We start from the raw sequence: 17,460 nt of genomic DNA, 5'->3' as shown, positions 1-17,460 counted from the left end.
GTAACAGTATGAAGAAAAGTATTTTTAAGAAAACGGATTTCATCTGCTGCCACGATTTTTCGCGAAACGTCTGTAGCCTCGTGCCTCGAGCCTGGAACCTCGAACCTGTTAGGGATCAAACTCCAGAATGCTCTTGCCCAGTTCGCGTTCAAAGGTACGACGGTTCAGGTTTTCGCCGGCGTAGCTCAAGGTGGGGGAGACTTCGTAAAGCTTGTTGGGGTTCACTTCCACGTTGGCCTTCTTCAGCCATTCCTTGTGGAGCTGACCGATCATGTTACGTGCAGTCTTCGGGCTGTCGTTGCCTTCAGCATTCTTCACCGGGCTGAATTCTTCTTCACGTACGACGCCGAAAGGCATCATGGAACCCAACTGCGGGAATGCGTCAAACAGGAACTGTTCAAACTTCCAGCACTTTTCAATGCCGCAAACAGTCTTGCGGGCGGTGTGCCACGGAAGCTTGCTGGTCTGCAGCTTGCGCAGACCTTCGATCTTGAACAGATGAATCGCAATGTTGCCGCCGTCGAAAGTAAGGCTTCCGTCGGGGTTGGTCATGTCGCGGTATTCTTCCGGAAGGTCGCTGTATTCCACAACACCAGGCTTACGATTCTGGAAGGCGAAGATGCCCACCTTTTCGTTGGCATTAGCCTTATGCACCACCTTAGAGGCACTCATGCTGAAACCTTCGCTGGCAAGTGCCCCGATGAAGGCCGGATCGCAGACGCGGCAGAGGGCGTTATCTACGCTGTAAAGGAACACGTAGCGCACGCCACGTTCAATAAGCCAAGCGAGAGAACCGCTCTGGGCCAAAGCTCTAAAGCAACCGCCGTTTCCATCTGGAACCAGGGCCAAATGGTCTTCACCATCGAGAACAGCCTTTCCATCGGGAGTGAGAGCGCAGATGGTGCCCTGTTCAAAGAAACGGACATTCTGGCGGTCCATACCGAAGAAGTTGTTTTCGATAAAGAAGTTGACTGTAGCTTCGTGGTTCAGCGGGCTGGTCATGATGCACCAGGGAATGGCGTGGCCAACCTGTGCGCCCAGGTTCTGCAAACGTTCTGCCTGCAACTGGAACAAACTCTTGTGGCTGGGGAGACCGATGTCGAACATTCCCTTGGGACCTTCGAAGCCCAGACGGGAACCTTGTCCGCCGGCAACGAGGAAAGCGGCCACCTGGCCCTTGCCCAAAAGGATTTCACCGGTTTCCTTCCAGAAGTCGTAGCGAAGATCGTCGGATGCAATCTTGAAGGGCATGGGCTTCAAGTCGGAAGAGACATTGTCGCTCAAGTTTGCTGCAGACTTTTCTGCGTGGAGAGCCTTCAGTTCCTTCCAGTCCTGACTCATGATGTCACGTTCCAAACGAGCGCGAGCGTCTCCACTCAAACCTTCCAAATGGGCCAGCAAATCATCCTGCCCTGCATCCTTCAAAATCTGAATCATATCTTCACTAAGCATAACAAACCTACGATAAAATTTAATTGTCTTGCACGACTTTTTCCACACGCTCGGAACTAACCAGAGGCTCAGCACTTATCACTTATACTGTACTTGCCTGTAGTAAAGTTCTCTCCCGCTTGCGCGTCGGCCAAGGATGGGGAGGGTGCAGGGAGGGGCCCGTGCGGCCTTCGCAACTTCGAGCTGGGGCCCCGCCCGCAAAACTTATAAAGCTTTGTGGTTTGGGACCTTTTTCAAAGGCTACCTAATCCCGAAGAAAATCACCATGCTCACAATCAGCGCAAAGATGCTCACCAAGTGCATTCTCCACACAATCTTGGAGTTCATCAGTGGCTTGCTGGGGAACTGGCCTTCCCACTTCTTCTGGTAATGATGGTGCAACGGTGCGCAAAGGAAAATGCGTCGGCCGGTTCCGGTAGCCTTCTTGGTGATCTTGAACCACAGAATCTGGAACAGCACGGAGCAAGCTTCTGCAATGATGATAATGCAAACGATGGGGTAGAAGAGACCTGCCTGCACCAAGATAAACATGATACCGATGGCAGCGCCAAAGCCCACAGAGCCTGCGTCGCCCATGTAGATTTCTGCCGGAGGACTGTTGAACCACAGGTAGGCTAGCAATGCGCCAGCAATGGACATGGCGATAAGGAACAGTTCGTCGCAGCCCGGCAGATACGGAACGCTCAGGTACTGGCTAAAGATGAAGTTTCCGCTAACATAAGCCACGAGGCCCACGAAAATCATGCTGGTCATGATAGGTACGGAAACAAGGCTGTCCAGACCGTCGGTAAAGTTGGTTCCGTTAGCAGATGCTGCAATCACAAAGGTCATGAAACCAACGAAGATCCAGTTGGGAAGGTGAATCTGGAAAACGTCGTGGGGGAAGAAAGGAACCGTCAGATCGCCCTTGAGTTCAGGTATGAACTTGTAGCAGAAAATGGCCACCACCAAGCTAAACAAGAAATAGAGGAACAAACGGAGGGAACTGGAAATGCCGTCGGCCTTGTCCATGTATTCGGCAGCCTTCAGCTTACCCAGCTTGACCAAACGCTTGGCGCGGACCTTGGCGATATCATCAATAGCGCCCACGGCAGAGAATGCGCCCAGCACTGCCAAGGTAGAGATGGTGTAGCCGTTCATCTTGCAAACCAGGAGGGAAACGATTTCCACCACAACAACCAGCAGGAGGCCGCCCATGATCGGGGGAGACTTGGTCTTTCCATCCTTGTCAAAATCGCTGGTGGCGTCCAGGGCCTGGAGCTTGCGAATATAGATGGGCATGAAAGCCAAAACCATGATAATGGAAAGCATTGCTGCCACACCGGCACGGAACAAACGACCGTCAAAAAGGTCGATACTGGTCATATGATAAAGCCATTGACAAAGCATAGCGTAAAAATCCGTATATAAGAAAAAACTTTACGCAGAAAATGTAAAATAATCGGTGAGTTGTGTCGAGTTGGCCGATGCAAATAATACCAATAAGTGATGAGTTTTTTTCTACATTAGGGGCGTATGAGTGATTTACATATTGATTGCCCTCATTGTGGCTCATCTTTTGAAGTTCAGATCGAAGGCGAACCGTCCAATATGATGGTGTTTTGCTGCGCCCGCTGCAAGACTCCGCTGATGTATTTTCATGGTGAAGTATCCGAATTGGATCGTGAAGAATTTGCAAACTTGAGAAAGCGCCTTACCCGAGCCTTGGACGCCGTAGCCAAGCAGGATAGCGGCATGGCAGAAGTTGCCAACGCCATTAGGCAGATTGTGGAAGAATCGGAGCTTCGCGCCGAAGAACGTGCCGAAGAACGTGCGGAAGGAATCGTTGCGGAAAATCGCGTGGCCGCCCCTGCACAACCTGCTATTACCGACGACATGCTGGCCTCCTTGCAAAAGGAATTGGATGACATGGACGCCGAAAGCTTCCTGGACCAACTGTAAACTGCGACGCATCACTGTTCACTGATAATGAAGATTCTTTTTTCAGACTTAGATGGCACCTTGCTTACCGATGACAAGCGTATCCTGGATGTGGATATGGCTGCCATTGAACGCATGCTCTCCGCTGGTCACAAGTTCCTGATTACAACGGGTCGCCCTCTTTATAGCGCAAAAAGGTTGGCTCAAAAGTACGGCTTTTTCAAGCCGGGATTCTTTCTTGTCAGTTTCAACGGCGGGCTCATTTACGATTGCGGTACAGGTGAATCTATCCTTACCCGAAACATTTCCGTAGACGACGCCAAGTTCATCATGGACGAGGCTCACCGCAATGGTTTTCACGCCCACACTTACGCTGGTGACCTGGTGATTTCCGAATACGAGACGGAACAACTGAAGAATTACTGCTCCATCATGGGCATGGATTTCCTTATCGTAAATGACATTCGAGAGTACTTTGGACAAAGTAATGTTCAGGCTGCGGTACCCAATGCTCCCATCAATGTGGTCGTCAGGCCAAACGATGATGGTTCTGCAAATTCTCCCATCAAGGTGAACGTCATTACCCCCTTGGACCATTCCAGTCTTCTGGATTTTCGTGCAGAAATGCGCAAAACCACCGAGGGAAAGCTTTTTGACGTATTCAGCAAGCCTGAAATGCTGGAATTTTCCAATTTAAAGACCAATAAGGGCGATGCGGTCCGTTTTATGGCCGATTTTTACAATGTTCCTTTGTCAGAAACCATCGCCTGTGGTGACGAGGAAAACGATTGCCCCATGATTTCCGCCGCAGGAATCGGTGTTGCCATGGCCAATGCCTCGGAAATCGCCAAATCTTGTGCGAAATACATCACAAAATGTGATAATAATCATGGGGGCATTGCCGAGGTTATTGATAAGTTCGTTTTTTAGGTATATATTCATGACATGGGCTGTATCGATAAAAAACGACTGGATTCGACTTTTGATGCTTGTACGACATTGTCTGCTGGCGCATACGTCTATGTGTGCGAACTGAAGAGCAATGTTTCCCGCTGGTCGAAGGGCGCTGTCGATTTCTTCGGCCTTCCCGATGAGTATATCCAGGACGCGGAATACGTCTGGGGAGAACATGTCCACCCGGAAGACCGCGACTATTATTCCAATTCCATTATGCGCACCATTACCGGTGTAGATCCTAGCCACGACATTCAGTATCGCGCAAAGACCTGCGACGGCGACTATGTTCTCTGTTCTTGCCAGGGAACTCTCCTTTACGATGCCGACGGTAAGCCTGAATATTTCTGCGGAACCCTCCGTAATAACGACGTGAAGGGCTACATTGATGAAATCACCAATTTTCGCAACCAGTATGGATTTCTTGACGATGTAAAGGCCAATAACTGGAATAAGCTGGAGCAGCAGATTATGCTGCTGGGCGTTAGCGGCTTTTCACATACAAACGAAATTTACGGTTACACCTTTGGTAACCGTGTGCTCCAGAAGGTTGCCGACATCCTTCGCGAGGAAGTAGGCAACTTCGGCAAGGTCTACCGAATGGACGGCACCAAGTTCGCCATCATCAGCCACGAGGCCAAGGTGGGGGACTTTATTTTGCTGTATAAGGAAATCAAGAAGCGTACCACCCGAGACTTCTATGTGGAAGGCCATCGCGTTGTCCTTTCTCTGGATGCCGGCGCAATCAATGTGGAACATTTCGATATCAGTGTGGAAACCATTTATTCCTGCCTGAAGTATGCCTATTACGAATCCAAGAATTCTCATCATGGCGAACTGTACGTCTTGAGAGATCGCCTTACCGACGACAATCGCTTCATGATTGAAAAGGTCAATGTTATCCGTAATAGCATCGTTGATGATTGCAATGGATTTTTCCTGTGCTACCAGCCTATCGTGGATGCCAAGACCGAGACGCTGAAGGGCGCTGAAGCCCTGATCCGCTGGAAGAATGATGCTTACGGCGTGGTTCCTCCTATTCAATTTGTTGACGTCCTGGAACGGGATAGCCTGTTCCCAGAACTGGGCAAGTGGATTTTGAAACGCGCCATGCTGGACGCAAAGAAGATGCTGGAAAAGTATCCCCACTTTGTTGTCAATGTGAATTTGTCCTACTCCCAGCTTGAAGATGGGGACTTCGTCAGCGTGGTCACTAGGCTTCTTGACGAAACGGGTTTCCCTCCGGAGAACCTTTGTTTGGAAATTACTGAACGTTGCCGTCTGCTGGATATCAACTTGCTGAAGGAAACCTTCCACGTCCTCAGGAACAAGGGCATTAAGATCGCCTTGGATGATTTCGGTACGGGCTATTGCTCCATCGAAGTCCTTCGCGAAATTTCTGTGAACACGGTAAAGATCGACCGTGGCTTCATTATGAACATCGAAAAGAGTCATTCAGACCAGAATACAGTCCGATTCATTTCTGAATTGGCAAATTCCTTCCAGGCTGAAGTCTGCGCTGAGGGTATTGAAACCCAGGAAATGCAGCAGATTCTTTTGGATTACAAGATCAAGAGTCTTCAGGGGTATTACTACTCCAAACCGGTACAGGCAGAAGACTTCTTCAAAAAATATTGCTAAAAAGCTAAATTGCATGCAACCAAACCCTTTGGTTGGGCGTCTAAATGGATGTAAGAACGAAAAAGTTCTCGCGGTCTAAAAAAACATTTATATTTTTAGACAAGGTTTGTACCAAAAAGGAGATCAAATGAAGATCAATAAACTTTCTTTCTACGGAGCAATGATTGCTGCAGCTTCCTTCTGCAGCACCATGGCTTTCGCTGGCGTTCATCACCGCGCCGATAATAATCCTCCTCCTCCTCCGCCCCGTGGCGAACTCCACGAAAGACTTTGCGAAGGTGGAAACTGCTGTAATCTCGATGTTGATGGCCGTTCCCTGAACTACACTCTTCGTTGCGACCACCCGTTCAAGGAAGCTGAACTTACTGTTGGCAACCGTCGTCCGGAAGTGTTCCGCCTGTATGAAAAGGGCCGCCTCCAGCGCGAAATTGAACCGCAGGCAAGCAAGTCCATTCACCTCATCTACCCGCCGAAGCGTGACCTCCACAAGCGTCTCTGCGACCGCGACAACTGCTGCAACCTCGATGTTGATGGCAACTCTCTGAACTACACCCTCCGTTGCGACCATCCGTTCAAGGATGCCGACCTCTATATCGGCAAGCATCGTCCGGAACAGATGCGTATCTACGACCGTGGTCGTCTGTCTCACGAAATCAAGCCGAACGAACACTTGGATCTCCGTATCAACTACGCTCCTCCTCCTCCGCCGCCGCACCACAACCCGCACGAACGCGATCTTAACAACAAGCATCGTCGTTAATCGGTTGGCGTGATAATGATTATCAAAAAGGGAAGCCCGTAAGGGTTTCCCTTTTTTGCTATGCTCCTCATTTTTCTAAATTTGCACCCATGAAAAAGTGGTTAGCTTCGTTGAATCTGGGCGGCAAGCATGTGTGCCTTGCCTGCATCACCTTGGTGATTTTGCTCCTTGCCTTTTTGATTTTCAATAACTCCTCCGTAGCCTTTGCCCGTCGCTGGGATATTGAGTGGGGTTATTACTCGATCCTCCTGACATTCATTCTGCTTGTTGTCGGTGTTGTGGTAAACATTCCGTTTATTGCGTCGAACATTAAAAAGTTCCTGCCCAGCGGAAAGGGCTTCTGCATTTTTGCAGGCATTGCCCTGATTTTCTCTGTATTCATGTTTGCTAACATCAGCAATACTCATCGAGTATTGAGTGATGAAACCAGCTGGGAATCCATGGGCCTGCAAATGTATTTCCAGCATTCGGGAGGCGTTTGTAATGAAGGTGTCTGGTCCGATGGTGTTCTGGATTGCAAGACCGAAGTGAACAACTTCAAGGGAAAGGCCCTTGGCTTTGTTTATTCCCTGGTGTTCAATTTCATGGAACCGAATCGTGATACCGCCTTGCTGGTGAACTATCCGTTCTACCTTTTCAGCTTGCTGTTCTTCTTCCTGGCTTTGTCCAAGTGGTTCAAAAATGAAGGCGCAGCCTTGGCGGCTGTTGCATTCCTTGGTGGCATGCCCATTTACTTGCTACAGGCCAGGTCCGCATCCACTGAAGTTCTCTACATCTTCTTGCTGACGGCTTTGATGGCCTGGTATGCCTTTGTGCCGGCAGCCAAGGTGACCTGGAAGCATTTCCTGCTGACGGTTCCTCTGCTGGGATTCTTTGCCCAGACTCGTCAGGAAACCGTTTTTGCCTTTATTCCTTTTGCTCTTTTCTACTACAAGTATTTCCTCGAAAAGGTTTACCGATTGCCGGCATTCGTGGCCGCGGTTATCCTTGTGAGCTGGCCTTCAATTAACACCATGGCTGCCTACCGTGGCTACGATTTCCAGGGGGGCGAACATGCAGCCCATTCCCTTGAGAACATGTGGTTCAATCTGAAGACCAATATCGAAATCATGATGAACCTGGGCCAGGATCGTGCCTTTGGCGGCATTATGGAAAACCCGTTCTACACCAGCTTTACGGTTATTTTGCTGGTGGCAACGGTGTGGCTCTTGGTCCGTGCCATCGTCTGGAAAAGATATTTACGCGGCTTGATCCTTGGCATTACCTTCTGTGCCCAGATTTTTGTGATCTTGCTGAATGTTTCCGGAACCTTCACTATCGATATTAACCAGCGTTATGTGTTGGTGGCCTTGCCGCTGTTTGCCTTGATTATGGCTCTCGGTTTGTACGACGCCCTTACCTTCGCCACCAAGATGAAGGTGGACGCCGCAGGATACATTATCATGGTGGTAGCTTGTGTCATGGCTGTGGGCCTTATGGTCTATCATGGCAATAGCTACCGCAGCAACATGCTGTATTACAAGAACAAGCTTCTTGCCGAGGAAGACTACCTGGACAAGGCTTTGGAAGGCTATCCCAAGAATTCCATCTTTATTTATGCTCGTCCTTGGCAGATGCTTGCTTCTGGACACAGTTCCTTTAGCGAAAGAACTTTCATGGCCTGGAGTACCGAAACTTTTGCACAGTGGCTGCAGTATTCCAATGGAAATATTTATCTGGTCCGTGGACAGGACGGCTATGGTGAATTGAACCGTAAGAGCCGTGTGGTTGGTTTCAAGACTACCGATCAGGTGGATGAAATTCTTGGACAGTACAAGAATGAACGTGTTCTCCTTGAACCTAAGATGTTTGGTTATCCCCTTGCGATATACAAGATCAATTCCAAGAAGGGAGTTTCCAACTACGAACAGAATTTCAGCGTGTCCAATATGGCGGACCATCAGTTTGTTTTGAACAAGAGATTCCCGGAAACTATTCCCTGCAAGTTCTATTTGAATGACGAATTGCAGAATGACATGCTGATGTCCGTGGATGCTGATACCTTGCTGGTGGATTCTTCGAAGATCAAGCCGGGTATGAACCGCGGAATCTTTGAATGTGTCATGCCGGATAACGATACCTTGAAGCTGAAGCGTGAAGAGTTCGTGGTCGCGCCTAATGTCTTGCTGCTGTCTGATGCCAAAATTCACAGCTTCACTCAGGACTGGGGACAGCCGCAGATGAACGAAACTGTGGAACATGGCAAGATTACCTTGGATAAGGAAACCTTCCGCTATGGTATTGGTTCCCATGCAAGTTCCAGAATTGTGTATAAGCTGCCTCGCAGTTTCGATACGTTCCATGCCGTGATTGGCTTGGATGACGAAAGTGCTTGTGGCGATGGTGCCTACTTCATTGTCCGTGGCGACGGAAACAATATTTACCGTAGCAACAGAATGTATTCCACTCAAAAGGAAACCATTCGCGTTGATGTTAGCGGCGTCCGTGAACTGGAACTGATTTTGGATCAGGGCGGAAAGGACCGAGATTGCGACCATGGCGACTGGGCTGCAGCCTGGTTGGAGGCCGCTAAGTGAAAGTCCTAGTTGCTCCATTGGACTGGGGCTTGGGACACGCTACCCGCTGCATTCCCGTGGTGAGGGAATTCTTGCGGCAGGGTGCCCAGGTGGAACTGGCCGTAGTTGAGTCTAACGCCCGCTTGTTGCGCGGCGCCTTTCCGGAATTGCGCCAGCGTATTGCACCGTCATACAATATTGTGTACCCGAGAAATGCTTACAACATGGGCTTGTGGCTTTTCAAGAATGGCATGCATTTGAATATGGTGGCTCGCTTTGAGCATAAGTTTGCCGAAGAATTGCAGAAACGTTTCCACTATGATTTGATATTGTCCGACAACCGTTTCGGTTTTTTCTCAAATGCGGCGAAGTCCATTTACATGACTCATCAGCGTCGTATTGCGTTCCCGAAGGCGCTGAGCTCTTTTGAACCTGTGGGCCAGATGTGGCATGCTGCAGTGATGAAGCGCTTTGATGAAATCTGGGTGCCGGATTACGAGGCTGCTCCTGGACTTGCTGGTGGAATGTCCCATGTGGCTCGCAGCCCGAAGCCTTTGAAGTTTGTGGGTCCGCTGTCTCGCTTTTCCAAAATGAATTTTGATTGCGCGGATGGCCGAAATGTTGCTGGTGAACAAGGTGCGAAACCGCGCTATAAGTTTGTAGCTGTAGTTTCCGGTGTGGAACCGGCTCGTGGCCGATTTGAACATTTGCTGAAACAGGCTTTCGCCAAGATTCCGGGCAATCATGTGATTATCCAGGGTCGCCCCGCAGCTGGAGTAAATTCTTGGACTGAAGGCAATATTCAGTTCTACACCCATTTGCCTGACGCAGAATTTGCAGACGTTGTCCGCAATTCCGAATGGCTGGTGTCCCGAGGCGGGTACAGTACCGTGATGGATATGGCTTACCTTGGTGCGAAGTGTGTGTTTGTCCCGACGCCGGGCCAGTATGAACAGGACATTCTTGCGAAGGAGTTAAGCCGTTCCTGCTATGCGAACCGCATTAGCGAACGTAAACTGAGTGCGGAGAGCCTGATGTCCATGGTTGAAAAGAGACCTCATGTCCGTATTCCTGAGCCTCCGAAGGAATCTCCCTTAGCCGCCGCAGTAAAATCCGTTATGGAAGGATAAAAATATGCCTCAATTTATTCTCGCTTTTCCCATGAATGTCGGTGCTGCTGATCTTATCGCAGTTACTGAAACTGTAACTATTGCCGCTGACGCCAAGTCCGTTGTGATTCCTGGTTGTGGCGTGATGTTCAATGTGGTCCGTAAGGATCACGTGGATGGCCTGGTGGAAATCTTCAAGGAACATCAGGATGTTCCCGCAGAAGAACTTGCTTCCATCGATGCTCACAGGTCCTTGCTTTTCCTTTTGGGCGAAGTCAAGAGCATCGAAGACGTGACTCAGGTGAACATGGCTATTCTCAAGTTGCTGAACGCCGGCGCTTCCGGTGTTTATATGCAGCAGTCTGGCGCTGCATGGAGTGTTCCTGGTTTCCGTGAAGAACTGGGAGATGGCGAATATCCCATGGACCCGTGGATCAACTTTGTGGAAAACGGAGACGTGATTTATACTTTGGGCATGGCTTGCTTTGCCTTGCCGGATCTCTGCATTTCCTCTGCAGAAGAAAATGCCCAGGAAGCATTGCTCCTGGCTGCAGACGTTATCTTCGGTGATGGCGTTCCTGCAAAGTCCGGTTCCGAAGTGGAAGTGGGCGAGGGCGAAACCTTCGTGCTCCGTCAGGAAGCCAAGAATCCCTTCCCGAAGGATTCTCCGGAATTCAACAAGCAGGGCATCTTCCGCCTGACTAAGAAGAAATAAGGATTGTTCCTTTATTCGCTTTTACGGACGGCTCCTTTTGGGGAGCCGTTTTTTTGTACATTGTCCCTGCTTTCTTACATCAAAAATATAACGATTCAGAAATCGTTTTTCTATATCAGAATACATAAGGAAAAAATGACGAAGGTTCAACTTTCTGTTGATTGCATCGTCCCTATGGTTAGAAAACGAATTGCTGAATTGGTTCGATTTGCCAGCCATCTTGGGACTTTGATAAATAAATCTCCTGCAGGAACATTGCGTATTGTGCAAAGTAATGGGTCTGCTCAATACTATCATGTTAAGACGGTTGCTCCTGGTGATTATATCCCTAAGGACGATTTGGAGTTTGCAAAGGAACTTGCTCAGAAAACATACGACAAAAAAGTTTTTAAGCAGATTTTGAAACAGGTGGATTTGCTAAAAAATTTTGAACGCAGGTACAGTGAAATGGGCTTGGTTCAATTTTTTGAAGCGGCGAGTGCTGAAAGAAAAGCGCTAATAGAACCTCATGTGGTTTCCGACGCATATTTTGCTGAATGCTGGAATGCTGTTGAATTCGATGGGCTAAGCTTTAATGAGGTAGACTCAGAATTATACACTTCGCAAAATGTCCGCGTTCGGTCAAAATCCGAGGTCATCATTGCGGAGGTTTTGGAGCGTCTTGAAGTTCCCTTTCGCTATGAGTTTCCCCTCCAGTTGAAAAATGGGGTTTGCATTCATCCAGATTTCGTTTGCTTGAATGTGCGGACCCGTAAAGAAATCGTATGGGAACACTTTGGCTTGATGGATGACTTAGACTATGTGGGCAATGTTCTTTTGAAGTTGCGTACCTATGGAAAAAATGGATTCATCTTGGGGGAGAATTTGATTTTCACTATGGAAAACAAAAGAATGCCTCTGTCTATCCATGAGGTGGAGACCCTTGCGAGGGTGCATTTGTTGTAACTTTACGTACAGAATGCTGAATTTGCTGTGGTTTTGTACGTAAAAATGCCTCTGCATCCTTTTGATTTGGCGCTGTCGGATTCGCGTGAATAAGTTGCTCCTGTTTGATTACGTACATTTTTGCGAATCTCCGTGGATTATGTACGTAAAAAGGCCGCCTCACCGCGCCTTACGTTGTGTACAAACTAACGATTTACGTACAGAATTTGCCAAAAGCTCCGGTTATGTACGTAAAAGCCCCTGCAACCGCAAACAAAAGTTCACCAAAGTTCGCCCCCATAGCAAAAAGACCCGCCGCAAGGGCGAGTCTTTCGAAAAGCGTGTAGCTGACGCTATTACAGCTCTGGCTGCTTGCCAGTGAGACGAACGAAGATTTCGATGTACTTATCGAGAGTGTTCTTCACCACGTCTGCCGGAATTTCCGGACCCGGGTAGCACTTGCCCCAGTCGAGAGTTTCGAGCCAGTCACGGATGTACTGCTTGTCGAAGCTTTCCTGGTTCTTGCCTACTTCGTACTTGTCTGCAGGCCAGTAGCGGCTGGAGTCCGGAGTCAGAACTTCGTCGATGAGGATGGTTTCGCCATCGATTTCGCCGAATTCGAACTTGGTGTCAGCGAGAATGATGCCCTTGGAAGCTGCGTAGTCGCGAGCCTTGGTGTAGATGTCCAGGGACATGTTCTTCAGGGTTGTTGCAACCTTTTCGCCGACGATGTCGAAGGTCTGTTCGAAGCTGATGTTTTCGTCGTGGCCTACATCCGGCTTGGTGCTGGGAGTGTAGAGCGGCTGTTCCAGCTTCTGGCAGAGCTGAAGATTTTCGGGGAGAACGTGACCGCAGATCTTACCGGTCTTCTGGTAATCCTTCCAACCAGAACCCACGATGTAACCGCGGACGATGCATTCCACGGAATGACGGTGAGCCTTCTTCACGATCATGGAGCGGCCGCGGAGATAGTCGGCGTGCTTCTTGAGCACTTCCGGATATTCATTCACGTCGGCGGTGATCAGGTGGTTCTTCATGCCAAGCTGCTTGAACCAGAACAGAGAAAGCTGGTTCAGGATCTTGCCCTTACCCGGAATGGGGGTGGGGAGGACCACGTCAAAGGCGGAAAGACGGTCGGAAGCGACCATCAGGAAACTGTCGCCCAGGTCGTACATGTCGCGTACCTTACCCTGGTGGAACAGCGGAACTTCAGTAATCGGGGTTTCAAATTTTAAGCTCATAGTAGCCATAATTTAGTAAAAGGCAGGGCTTTTGTTTAGTGTTATAAATGCTTTGTTTTGGGCGAAAAAAGAGATTGCTAGTTCTGCTTTCGGTAACTTGTTTAGTATCAAAGAGTTATAAAAATCGCCGACCCGAAGGCCGGTGATTTTGTTTGGTATGGGAGTTTGGTTTTATTTCTTTAGGTAGAGAGAGTTTGTTGTTTTGCCTGCAGCACGTGAACGGATGATGTAGCGTCCTTGGGGCAGTTTGGTCAGGGCGGATTCGCTACCCATGTAATGACCGTTCATGTCGAAAATGCCTGTGATCTCAGAAGATACATTCAAGTTAAATGTCTTGGCAAGGTGCTGGGTCTCGTTGGAGGAACTGCTTGTAATTGCGGATTCAGAGGAACTGCTGGAGGCTATGGACTCTGACGAACTGCTTGTTGTTGCCGGGGTGGAGGAGCTGCTGTTCACGACTGGTGTGTAGCTTGCCCAGCCCGGCATGTCTTCCAAAGTAATCACTCGTTCGTCGTTCAGATTGCTCTTCCACATGGCATTGGATGTCTGGGAGGAGAAGGTGCTTCCCCAGGTGCTGTACCAGGGCATCCACCAGCTCCACATGGCTTCTTCCTTCACCATGTTGTTGATGTCGGGAATGGGTCCGTTTTCCGTAAGGGCGATAATCTTGGATGACTTGGAAGCACTCTTGAACTTGTCAAAGTCACTGGAGCAACTGGAATGATCGTTTGCGCTGTTGTATATGTCGATGGCGATAACGTCATAATAGTCTGCACCCGGATCCCAGTCATAAACAGCGGGGGAGATGGGATTGTAAACCCAGATCATGTTTTTTACGCCCTTGACTTTCACCATGCGGTCGAATACCAGACGGTAGAGGGCTGCGAACTGTTTTCCGGAATTGATGCTCCACCAGAACCATTTGCCGCCTGCTTCGTGCAACGGACGGAAGATGCCTGCAATACCGTCTTTTTGAAGATCCAGGAAATAATCGGCGATATGGTCTACATCAGCGATGATGCCCTTGTAGGCGGCGCTTTCGGTGTTCCATTCGGTGGTGCCGGATTTAAAGGCTGTTGCAAAGTCGAAGTCGGTGTAGGTGCCGTCGGTTGCACCCTTGATGTAGAAGGCATCCTGCTTGTCCAGCGGGTCTTTCCAATGCCAAGTGAAGTTGGGTATGCCACCCTGTTTCCAGAGGTTTCTTGCGAGAGAAAGAGCCTTGTTGGTGTATTCCTGGTTCCAAGAACTGTTTGCGTTAGGGCCGCTTGCGAAGAGAAAGTCTACGCCGACAAGCGCAGGATATTTGCCGCCTTTGCTGTAAATTTCCTTTACGTCGTCGTGAGTCTTGAAATCTGCGCCCATGGAGTAGCTGCCCATGTCGCCGGTCATTACACCGCTAATGGTTTTCTTGCCGAAGTTGTTGACCAGGAAAGTGTAAAGCTTCTGGGCGGATTCAGTGGCGTTGGGTGTTACTAGGTTTGAACTGATTTTGAACGGTTCGGATACGTAGGGGTTTACTTCGATGTAGTCCACGCTGACCCATCCCCAGTATTTTTCAATGAGGATGGTGTTGTTACCTGCATTGAGTGTAACCACTGTGGACAAATCTGTCCAGTTGTTGGAGGCTTCGAAAGCCAAAGTTCCTGCGGAGGCGCCATTTACCTTGAGGAGGTTTTCCTTGTAATCGCCCACCTTGTAACGAACCTTTAAAGAGTACTTGCCGGTCTTTTCTGCATTGACGTTGTTGATGGATAAATTGCCAGATTGCATGTCCACATAGGCTCCGCCGGAAGCCCCGCCGTCACTGACTTTCTTGGCGTCATTGGTCAAGGTCCCTGCTTCCGCTTCGTATTTCGCCGCAAAGGATGCTGTGGCAATTGTGGCACCCAAAATGAGTAAAAGTTTTCCGATATTCATAATCACTCCTTGTTGTCTAGAAAATAGATTGGTGTGGCTCTTCTATGGTGAAAAAACTCACAAAGGTGTGGACAAAAATGTCAACGTTTTTGTAAAAATTTGTTATATTTATGGATGTTATAAAGTAGATGTTTATGAGAGAAATCCATATTGTAGAGGCTATATATGTTTGCCAGAAATAAAATCAACATCTATGATTATCTGGATTACCGGCTTTTTTTGCGGGATTTCTATGACTTGGAAAAATCTCTTGATCCGACTTTTAGCTATCGAGTTTTTGCAACAGCTGTGGACATAGATGCAAGCCTTCTCGTGAAAATTTTGCGATCGAAACGCCACTTGTCTGATACTTCTGTAAATACGTTTGTTGCATTCTTTAATTTCAAGGAAGGCAAATCGGAGTATTTCCAGGAGATGGTTGCTTATGGAAAAGCTAAGACACCTGATGCAATCCGAAAGCATTTTGAAACCTTACAGAAAATGCGTCCATCCCGTTGCCGTATGCTGGATGAGGCACGCTACCGCTATTTCCAGCAGTGGTATTATCCGATGGTACGTTCTGCTTTGGATGTTTATGAATATAGAGGCGAACAGGATGCTGTGTCGCTAGGAAATTCCTGCATTCCAAAGCTTACTGCAGCGCAAATTGTGACGTCGGTGGAAGCTCTCCTTCAGTTGGGACTTGCAAAAAGAAACGAACAAGGTCGTATTGTTCCTTCGGATGCTCACGTTCGCACGCAGGATCACTGGCTCAGCGCGTCTATCAGTGAATATCAGAAAACCGTGACGGAATTGGGTCGGCAGTCTATTGAAAATATTCCCAAGGAAAATCGCGACATTAGCACCTTGACTATGGCGTTGGATTCCTCGCAAATTGAAAAAATCCGTGGAATTTTGGCGGATGCTCGTAAATCCATCGTGAACGTGGTGAATTCCATGCCGGCTGAACAATGCGATAGTGTTTATCAATTAAATTTTCAGATGTTCCCCATGATGAAAAAGGTTCGGTCATGAAACGACTGCTAACGGCATTAATATCGACCTTGCTGATTTGGGCCTGCTCTGGCTCTGGATCAGATATGTCTGGCGCCACTAGTGAAACGACTAATGGTATTGCCTTGCATGTGGCTGACGCGCGGCAGAAACCCTTGGCTCATGTTCACGTGAACCTTTATTCCAAGGAAACTTTGAACAAACTGGAATCAGCAACGACGGATGACTCCGGAGTCGCATACGTGAAAGTCCCCGTCGAAGAGTGTTATCTAGAAGGGATAGCAGGCAGTGATTCCGCCCTCATGGCTTGGAATAACTTTGATTCTACGCAAAAAGAACTTGTGCTGGAACCGTCTGCATCTGTTGTTGTTCGTATGGACAGTGCTGAGGCTGCCTCTCTCCAGATGGTGTTGGCGGAAACTCCGTATATGGCTTTGTGGCGAGACGGCGCATTTGTTTTCGCCCACGTTCCTGCAGGAAAGTTTGATTTGCTGCTTGGGGACTCTGCAATTGTCGAAATGAGTCTTGATGCAGGTGAAACGCTGGATACGGTTTTGACTTCTGCAATTTCGGAGCCGGATACCGTTCAATTGGATAGTGCGGGAATTTTCACTTTCGAAGATTTTGAAGACGGAGATAGTCTCAATAATTTGGCCAAGTACTATCCGAATCACGGTTGGTATTTTTCTTCCATGGGCGATTGCAAATGGACCCGTCCTGAAGATGGTAGGAGCTTTGATGCAGTGCAGGATTCCTCTGCTGATCATGGCTACTTCCTTTCTGCACAATACGACATTGGCGATTCCGGAATGGTGATTCTTGGTACCCATCTGGGGACTGATTCGTTGGCTTTTGATATGAGCGGGCTTACTGCAATTCGTGTGACATATCGCAGCAATGGAAATCTGAATTTAGGTTTGGAAAACGCGGTTGCTACGGATGACGGTGCCTATAATAAGGCCATGTGGAATTTGCCTGCTGCGGAAAAGTGGACTGAAATTGAATTGAAACCTGGCGATGAAATCTTGAAGCCCTCGGCCAACCAGTTGGAATGGAATGAAGTTTCCAAGGAAATTGCTCTTCTGAGTTTCTTTATTCAAGATGGTTCTTTCTTTGAATTAGACAAGATTGTATTCGAAGGCGTAAACTTCGTGTATTATGCACCATAAGCAATGCTAAGTGTGAATCGTCTACGCGCGCACTCCCTCTACAAGAAAATCACTAAGCAAAACAAAAAGAAGCGCCTGTAACCAGACGCTTCTTGAAGTTCTTTCACAAT

General features: G+C 48.5%; 14 protein-coding genes. 10 read left to right on the top strand and 4 right to left on the bottom strand.

Annotated features, from left to right (window positions below; translation table 11 throughout):
• Window positions 1-108: 108 nt before the first annotated feature.
• Window positions 109-1,452: a UTP--glucose-1-phosphate uridylyltransferase gene (locus tag MJZ25_06250; protein MCQ2123771.1), complete on the bottom strand. Its 1,344-nt coding sequence runs from the start codon at window positions 1,450-1,452 to the stop codon at window positions 109-111.
• Between the two features lie 240 nt (window positions 1,453-1,692).
• Window positions 1,693-2,817 (bottom strand): phospho-N-acetylmuramoyl-pentapeptide-transferase, encoded by a 1,125-nt coding sequence (locus MJZ25_06245; protein ID MCQ2123770.1) that lies wholly within the window; start codon window positions 2,815-2,817, stop codon window positions 1,693-1,695.
• A 150-nt stretch (window positions 2,818-2,967) separates the two neighbouring features.
• On the opposite strand from MJZ25_06245, the gene MJZ25_06240 reads away from it, so the two are divergent.
• From MJZ25_06240 to MJZ25_06205, 8 genes are all read left to right on the top strand, one after another.
• Complete coding sequence (locus MJZ25_06240) at window positions 2,968-3,393, top strand: hypothetical protein (GenBank protein ID MCQ2123769.1); 426 nt, start codon at window positions 2,968-2,970, stop codon at window positions 3,391-3,393.
• Between the two features lie 27 nt (window positions 3,394-3,420).
• Window positions 3,421-4,302: a Cof-type HAD-IIB family hydrolase gene (locus tag MJZ25_06235; protein ID MCQ2123768.1), complete on the top strand. Its 882-nt coding sequence runs from the start codon at window positions 3,421-3,423 to the stop codon at window positions 4,300-4,302.
• A gap of 15 nt (window positions 4,303-4,317) precedes the next feature.
• Window positions 4,318-5,967: an EAL domain-containing protein gene (locus MJZ25_06230; GenBank protein MCQ2123767.1), complete on the top strand. Its 1,650-nt coding sequence runs from the start codon at window positions 4,318-4,320 to the stop codon at window positions 5,965-5,967.
• Between the two features lie 127 nt (window positions 5,968-6,094).
• On the top strand, window positions 6,095-6,727 hold the full coding sequence (locus tag MJZ25_06225; GenBank protein MCQ2123766.1) for a hypothetical protein: 633 nt from the start codon (window positions 6,095-6,097) through the stop codon (window positions 6,725-6,727).
• 89 nt (window positions 6,728-6,816) lie between these two features.
• Window positions 6,817-9,303: an NPCBM/NEW2 domain-containing protein gene (locus MJZ25_06220; GenBank protein MCQ2123765.1), complete on the top strand. Its 2,487-nt coding sequence runs from the start codon at window positions 6,817-6,819 to the stop codon at window positions 9,301-9,303.
• Window positions 9,300-10,412 carry a glycosyl transferase family 28 gene (locus MJZ25_06215; protein ID MCQ2123764.1) on the top strand — a complete coding sequence of 371 codons (1,113 nt, stop codon included), beginning with the start codon at window positions 9,300-9,302 and terminating at the stop codon, window positions 10,410-10,412. The genes MJZ25_06220 and MJZ25_06215 overlap by 4 nt, the downstream gene beginning before the upstream one ends.
• A 4-nt stretch (window positions 10,413-10,416) precedes the next feature.
• Window positions 10,417-11,106: a DUF4261 domain-containing protein gene (locus MJZ25_06210; protein MCQ2123763.1), complete on the top strand. Its 690-nt coding sequence runs from the start codon at window positions 10,417-10,419 to the stop codon at window positions 11,104-11,106.
• A 135-nt stretch (window positions 11,107-11,241) separates the two neighbouring features.
• On the top strand, window positions 11,242-12,051 hold the full coding sequence (locus tag MJZ25_06205; GenBank protein MCQ2123762.1) for a hypothetical protein: 810 nt from the start codon (window positions 11,242-11,244) through the stop codon (window positions 12,049-12,051).
• A gap of 335 nt (window positions 12,052-12,386) precedes the next feature.
• Here MJZ25_06205 and MJZ25_06200 read toward each other — a convergent pair whose 3' ends face one another.
• Entirely contained in the window at window positions 12,387-13,271 is an 885-nt protein-coding gene (locus MJZ25_06200; protein ID MCQ2123761.1) for a phosphoribosylaminoimidazolesuccinocarboxamide synthase, read from the bottom strand.
• Window positions 13,272-13,442: 171 nt separating this feature from the next.
• Window positions 13,443-15,188: a beta-mannosidase gene (locus MJZ25_06195; GenBank protein MCQ2123760.1), complete on the bottom strand. Its 1,746-nt coding sequence runs from the start codon at window positions 15,186-15,188 to the stop codon at window positions 13,443-13,445.
• A 165-nt stretch (window positions 15,189-15,353) separates the two neighbouring features.
• Between MJZ25_06195 and MJZ25_06190 the strand changes: the two genes are divergently transcribed.
• Both MJZ25_06190 and MJZ25_06185 read left to right on the top strand, forming a co-directional pair.
• Window positions 15,354-16,202 carry a TIGR02147 family protein gene (locus tag MJZ25_06190; GenBank protein MCQ2123759.1) on the top strand — a complete coding sequence of 283 codons (849 nt, stop codon included), beginning with the start codon at window positions 15,354-15,356 and terminating at the stop codon, window positions 16,200-16,202.
• A complete protein-coding gene (locus MJZ25_06185) occupies window positions 16,199-17,350 on the top strand; it encodes a hypothetical protein (GenBank protein ID MCQ2123758.1) in 1,152 nt (383 codons plus the stop codon). The genes MJZ25_06190 and MJZ25_06185 overlap by 4 nt, the downstream gene beginning before the upstream one ends.
• Window positions 17,351-17,460 lie beyond the last annotated feature (110 nt).

The organism is Fibrobacter sp. (genome assembly GCA_024399065.1).
GTDB lineage: Bacteria > Fibrobacterota > Fibrobacteria > Fibrobacterales > Fibrobacteraceae > Fibrobacter.
Note: the sequence above shows the minus strand (reverse complement) of the source record. Positions and strands in the feature narration are given on the sequence as shown.

Coding starts and splice junctions, on each gene's coding strand:
- MJZ25_06250 (MCQ2123771.1), bottom strand. CDS start 1,452: ATGCTTAGTGAAGATATGATTCAGATTTTGAAGGATGCAGGGCAGGAT.
- MJZ25_06245 (MCQ2123770.1), bottom strand. CDS start 2,817: ATGACCAGTATCGACCTTTTTGACGGTCGTTTGTTCCGTGCCGGTGTG.
- MJZ25_06240 (MCQ2123769.1), top strand. CDS start 2,968: ATGAGTGATTTACATATTGATTGCCCTCATTGTGGCTCATCTTTTGAA.
- MJZ25_06235 (MCQ2123768.1), top strand. CDS start 3,421: ATGAAGATTCTTTTTTCAGACTTAGATGGCACCTTGCTTACCGATGAC.
- MJZ25_06230 (MCQ2123767.1), top strand. CDS start 4,318: ATGGGCTGTATCGATAAAAAACGACTGGATTCGACTTTTGATGCTTGT.
- MJZ25_06225 (MCQ2123766.1), top strand. CDS start 6,095: ATGAAGATCAATAAACTTTCTTTCTACGGAGCAATGATTGCTGCAGCT.
- MJZ25_06220 (MCQ2123765.1), top strand. CDS start 6,817: ATGAAAAAGTGGTTAGCTTCGTTGAATCTGGGCGGCAAGCATGTGTGC.
- MJZ25_06210 (MCQ2123763.1), top strand. CDS start 10,417: ATGCCTCAATTTATTCTCGCTTTTCCCATGAATGTCGGTGCTGCTGAT.
- MJZ25_06205 (MCQ2123762.1), top strand. CDS start 11,242: ATGACGAAGGTTCAACTTTCTGTTGATTGCATCGTCCCTATGGTTAGA.
- MJZ25_06200 (MCQ2123761.1), bottom strand. CDS start 13,271: ATGAGCTTAAAATTTGAAACCCCGATTACTGAAGTTCCGCTGTTCCAC.
- MJZ25_06195 (MCQ2123760.1), bottom strand. CDS start 15,188: ATGAATATCGGAAAACTTTTACTCATTTTGGGTGCCACAATTGCCACA.
- MJZ25_06190 (MCQ2123759.1), top strand. CDS start 15,354: ATGTTTGCCAGAAATAAAATCAACATCTATGATTATCTGGATTACCGG.
- MJZ25_06185 (MCQ2123758.1), top strand. CDS start 16,199: ATGAAACGACTGCTAACGGCATTAATATCGACCTTGCTGATTTGGGCC.